This window comes from Pseudomonas sp. BN417, from assembly GCF_029871205.1.
Lineage (GTDB): Bacteria > Pseudomonadota > Gammaproteobacteria > Pseudomonadales > Pseudomonadaceae > Metapseudomonas.
The window spans coordinates 1-4387 of record NZ_SSOJ01000054.1 but is presented as its reverse complement, the minus strand read 5'-3'; the positions used below and the strand labels follow the sequence as shown (position 1 = coordinate 4387).

The 4387-nt window shown below is 58.4% G+C and carries 4 protein-coding genes, 3 tRNA genes and 1 rRNA gene; all 8 read right to left on the bottom strand.

Features of this window, described 5'->3' with window-relative positions:
• A partial coding sequence (tuf, locus tag E8F11_RS05215; RefSeq protein WP_280287730.1) for an elongation factor Tu occupies positions 1 to 1103 on the bottom strand: 1103 nt, incomplete at its 3' end.
• An 85-nt stretch (positions 1104 to 1188) separates the two neighbouring features.
• Positions 1189 to 1264: transfer RNA gene (locus E8F11_RS05210), tRNA-Thr, on the bottom strand.
• A gap of 26 nt (positions 1265 to 1290) precedes the next feature.
• Positions 1291 to 1364: transfer RNA gene (locus tag E8F11_RS05205), tRNA-Gly, on the bottom strand.
• A 25-nt stretch (positions 1365 to 1389) separates the two neighbouring features.
• Positions 1390 to 1474 (bottom strand) — tRNA-Tyr (locus E8F11_RS05200).
• Positions 1475 to 1616: 142 nt separating this feature from the next.
• Positions 1617 to 2294, bottom strand: a complete 678-nt coding sequence (locus tag E8F11_RS05195; RefSeq protein ID WP_280287729.1) for an SPOR domain-containing protein — start codon at positions 2292 to 2294, stop codon at positions 1617 to 1619.
• A gap of 9 nt (positions 2295 to 2303) precedes the next feature.
• Positions 2304 to 3053: a pantothenate kinase gene (locus E8F11_RS05190; RefSeq protein WP_280287728.1), complete on the bottom strand. Its 750-nt coding sequence runs from the start codon at positions 3051 to 3053 to the stop codon at positions 2304 to 2306.
• Positions 3043 to 3999: a bifunctional biotin--[acetyl-CoA-carboxylase] ligase/biotin operon repressor BirA gene (gene birA / locus E8F11_RS05185; protein WP_280287727.1), complete on the bottom strand. Its 957-nt coding sequence runs from the start codon at positions 3997 to 3999 to the stop codon at positions 3043 to 3045. The genes E8F11_RS05190 and birA overlap by 11 nt, the downstream gene beginning before the upstream one ends.
• Before the next feature lie 199 nt (positions 4000 to 4198).
• A 5S ribosomal RNA gene (gene rrf, locus E8F11_RS05180) occupies positions 4199 to 4314 on the bottom strand.
• Positions 4315 to 4387 lie beyond the last annotated feature (73 nt).

Below are 4387 nucleotides of genomic sequence, written 5' to 3'. Positions count from 1 at the left end.
GCGATCAGGGTGACAACCATCTTGATGTTGTCGCCCGGCATTACCATCTCAACGCCTTCCGGCAGTTCGCAGTTACCGGTCACGTCAGTGGTACGGAAGTAGAACTGCGGACGGTAGCCCTTGAAGAACGGAGTGTGACGACCACCCTCTTCCTTGGACAGCACGTACACTTCGCACTCGAACTTGGTGTGCGGCTTGATGGTGCCCGGCTTGGCCAGAACCTGGCCACGCTCTACGTCGTCACGCTTGGTGCCGCGCAGCAGGACGCCAACGTTCTCACCAGCGCGACCTTCGTCGAGCAGCTTGCGGAACATTTCAACGCCGGTGCAGGTGGTCTTGGTGGTCGCACGAATGCCGACGATCTCGACTTCTTCCTGAACCTTGACGATGCCACGCTCAACACGACCGGTAACCACGGTGCCGCGACCGGAAATGGAGAACACGTCTTCGATCGGCAGCAGGAACGGCTGATCGATGGCACGCACCGGCTCCGGAATGTAGGAGTCCAGGGTTTCAACCAGCTTACGAACGGCGGAAACGCCGATTTCGTTGTCGTCCTTGCCTTCCAGGGCCATCAGAGCGGAACCAATGATGATCGGAGTGTCGTCGCCCGGGAAGTCGTAGGTGTTCAGCAGGTCGCGAACTTCCATCTCGACCAGTTCCAGCAGCTCAGCGTCGTCAACCATGTCGGCCTTGTTCAGGAACACGACAATGTAAGGAACGCCTACCTGACGGGACAGCAGGATGTGCTCGCGGGTCTGCGGCATGGGGCCGTCAGCAGCGGAGCAAACCAGGATCGCGCCGTCCATCTGGGCAGCACCGGTGATCATGTTCTTCACGTAGTCAGCGTGACCGGGGCAGTCAACGTGAGCGTAGTGACGAACGGCGGAATCGTACTCAACGTGGGAAGTGTTGATGGTGATACCGCGAGCCTTCTCTTCCGGCGCGTTGTCGATCTGGTCGAACGCACGAGCGGAACCGCCCCAGGTCTCGGAGCAGACCTTGGTCAGAGCAGCAGTCAGAGTGGTCTTGCCATGGTCAACGTGACCGATGGTACCAACGTTGACGTGCGGTTTGTTACGTTCGAACTTTTCTTTAGCCATCGAGAACGTCTCCCATCAAAGAATTGAGCGAGTCACGCCACCATTAAAACAAAGGCAGATATTTGCATATCTGCCTTTGTTAAGATGGAGCTCATGAGCGGATTTGAACCGCTGACCTCACCCTTACCAAGGGTGTGCTCTACCAGCTGAGCTACATGAGCCAAACACATCGCGAAAACAACAAAGCTGGAGCGGGTAGCGGGAATCGAACCCGCATCATCAGCTTGGAAGGCTGAGGTTCTACCACTGAACTATACCCGCGGAGCCTGCAGCTCTCGCTTGAATCTGGTGGAGGGGGAAGGATTCGAACCTTCGAAGTCTATGACGTCAGATTTACAGTCTGATCCCTTTGGCCGCTCGGGAACCCCTCCAAAGTGAGGCGGCATTCTCAACTTCTGCCACCCTGCTGTCAAGCTTTTTCTCATTAAAATCTTGAGGTTAGCTTCGTCCGACAGCTGCTTTGCAATCTGGCCTTTTGGGCCACCCTGCGAAGCGGGCGCCATTCTATTCAAGCTAACGAGGAGATGCAACACCTTCGCACGGCATAAGTTGATGTTTTAATCCAAAAAAGTCTCGGGACAGCTGTTCGAGCAGCGGATCGTCAACCAGCCTGCGGCTTTCAGGGGCTACGCGCACCCAGTAATCCCTGTGCGCGCGGGTCAGTTCACGCATGAAAGGCTCATAGCCCGCATCGCGCAGACGCTGCATTACGCTCTCCGCCGAATCCAGGCGCGGGAAGATCCCGAGGGAGATTCCATTGACCAGATCGCCCTGGGTAACGATGTAGCTGTCGATCTTCCGCGCCTGGAGTTCCTTCAGCTGGCGCAACGATGCCTCACGAGACGCCAGGGGAGTGAGATAGACCCAGTAATCAGTGCCTGCTGCCGCATCCACCGGCTGCACCGCGGAGCGGACATCAAGACTGGTCAAGCGCTGCTCGACCTCCCTGGCCTGCTCCTCCCGCTCGAATCCGCCCAGGAATAGACATACCGACTCTTCCGCTGGCGCCACCGGCGCAGCGCTGCGCCTCGGCTGGGCACTCCCGGACTCGCTAAGCAGACGGATATCCTGCTGGCCGCCTTTATAGAGCGACAGCGTCTCGACTTCCTTTGGCCGCAGTGGGGCCTGCTGCTGGTGCCAAACGTAATAGAAGAGGTTGAGAACAAGGAGGAACAGGAACAACCAACGCATGGATCAACCTCAATGCAAAGGACAGGCTATCGCCAAACCGGCGAACACCAGGTCAGGCAACACCCTTGCGCGCGGGAGCACGTCGCGAACCAACAGCGCGTCGCCGCCCGTCAGGAAGACTTCGAAGTCCTCACCCAGATGCTCGGCTGCCAGATCGATCTGCGACTGCACGAAACCACGCAACATCAGCAGACAGCCACGCTCCACCGCTTCCACGGTCGAACGCCCGGGTACCATGTCGAGCAGGGCCTTTTCCGCGGCTTCGTCGTCGTAGCGGATACGACGGGTATGGGTTCGCAGTTGATTGCGCATCAGCGGCATTCCCGGGCAGATGAATCCACCCAGATGCTCGCCACTCGCCGTGACCAGGTCGGATGTCACCGCGGTACCCAGGTCCAGGACCAGGCAAGGCTTGCGAGCGATATGGTAAGCGGCCAGCACGGCCAGCCAACGATCCAGACCTAGACGCTGGTACTCCGCATAGCCATTGCGCACCCCAGCCATCTCCAGCGCGGGCACAGCGCAGGTGGAAGACACACCAAAACCCTGCTGCAGCCGCGACGTCAGGGAGCGAGTCTCCTCGTCGGACCGTACACTGACCAATCGACAGTGACGAAGCTCCAATCCGGCCACCTGCTGCAATGCGGAAACCAATTCCTCATCGGAGCCGACCACACCCCCCGCAACCGTCGCCACTTGCGCGCTATCTATAACTCGCCATTTGATAAAGCTGTTGCCGCAGTCAAGCTCAAGAATCATCACTCAACCTCAAACTGAGCTCGCCACCGCTGTAAGCTCGTTCTTCACCGTCGACACTCAGGCGTAATGCGCCCGTCGCATCGATCCCCATGACCATTCCCTGGATCTTCTGCACACCAGCAATCAGATTGACCATCTTCCCTTGCCAGAGGTGACTGGTCTCCCACTCCTCTCGAAGAGCAGAAAACCCCTCCAGCCTATGCCGCTCAAGGTAGCCTGCGAGACAGGAGCTCAACCGGGTGACCAGCGCATTCCTGTCCACCAGCGCCCCTGACTCCATTCTCATGGAAGTCCAGGGCTGATCAATCTCCTCCGCAGGCACCTGCATGTTCACGTTTATCCCGATGCCAACTATCACATGACAGATATCAGCAGGGTCGCCCACTAGTTCCAGTAGGATTCCTGCAACCTTGCGATTATTGACCAACAGATCGTTCGGCCACTTGAGACCCGCTGTGTGGGCAGCGAATGAACGAAGCGTTTTCAGCACTGCCAGTCCCACAACCAGGCTCAGCCCCTCCAACTGACGGGCGCCACCCTCGATGCGCAAGGCAAGACTGTAGTAGAGGTTCTCGCCATAGGGGCTCACCCAACGGCGCCCCCTCCGCCCCCGCCCTTCCGTCTGCCGTTCGGCAACGACCGCGAAAGGAGGCGCCGCACCCGCAGCCAGGCGCCGCATCACCTCTGCATTCGTGGAGTCAAGCGAATCGAATACCAGATGCAGCCAGGGACAAGCCCCACCATTCACAGCCGCTTGGTCCAACAGGCTCAGCGGACTTTGCAGACGATAACCGCGCCCGCGCACCTTGTAGACGGGCAGGCTGAGCTCCGCCTCCAATTGCTGCAACTGCTTCCAGACGGCACTTCTGCTAACACCCAAGGCGGCACCCAGGTCCTGGCCCGAGTGAAAGCGCCCATCCTGCAGAAGTTTCAAAAGAGTCAGCATGTGCTGGATCCGGCTCACAATGAGGCAGGCATCATATCCATGCACACTCGGGTTGCATAGAAATCCACGCCCCCCGAACGCTTGGACAGGCCTCAGCATCGGCTAGAGGAGAAGGAATCCAGTAGCTCGACACGAGTTTTTTCCGCGCGCAAAGACAAACCCCCGACACGCGTTAGCGTATCGGGGGTTTGGGATAGAAGCTTGACGATGACCTACTCTCACATGGAGAAGCTCCACACTACCATCGGCGATGCGTCGTTTCACTACTGAGTTCGGGATGGGATCAGGTGGTTCCAACGCTCTATGATCGTCAAGCAATTCGGTGGGGGTCTCGTCGCGGACGCGACCCCGAATCAGGTATGTGACAGTCTGGTACTTTGCGGTTCTA

Bases quoted from the DNA above. Each gene is read 5' to 3' on its own strand.
- E8F11_RS05190 (WP_280287728.1), bottom strand. From the start codon at position 3,053: ATGATTCTTGAGCTTGACTGCGGCAACAGCTTTATCAAATGGCGAGTT.
- E8F11_RS05195 (WP_280287729.1), bottom strand. From the start codon at position 2,294: ATGCGTTGGTTGTTCCTGTTCCTCCTTGTTCTCAACCTCTTCTATTAC.
- birA (WP_280287727.1), bottom strand. From the start codon at position 3,999: ATGCTGACTCTTTTGAAACTTCTGCAGGATGGGCGCTTTCACTCGGGC.